The sequence below is a fragment of the Pseudoalteromonas sp. S4492 genome, from assembly GCF_005886115.1.
Lineage (GTDB): Bacteria > Pseudomonadota > Gammaproteobacteria > Enterobacterales > Alteromonadaceae > Pseudoalteromonas > Pseudoalteromonas gelatinilytica.
On sequence record NZ_PNCP01000231.1, the window covers coordinates 1 to 289 of the forward strand.

Annotated in this window: 1 protein-coding gene; it reads left to right on the top strand. The window is 47.4% G+C overall.

What is annotated here, in order from left to right:
* Positions 1-194 (top strand): hypothetical protein (locus tag CWC28_RS22370; protein WP_212746824.1); only part of this gene is annotated, 194 nt, incomplete at its 5' end.
* Positions 195-289: the final 95 nt, after the last annotated feature.

Consider the following 289-nt stretch of genomic DNA (forward strand, 5'->3'; position numbering starts at 1 on the left):
TGACGCCGCTATCACTGAAGAACAGACTGTCCTCGTTTGTCCGTAATGCGACAGAGACTGTGAAAGGCTTTCTGGAAATTGCTACCCAGTCAGAAGTGAATGCAGGGACTGACCACACTCGGGCAGTAACGCCCAAAACATTAAAAAGCCGCTTAATGTCATTTACGATGACGGGCGATTTAACCATGGCGTAGGGTGCTCATATTGCATTCGAAGGTGGACACCACCGAATTACCAATAATGACGGTCTGGGTAATTTCAATCTCCTAGTAGATATCGGAAGAGCCAC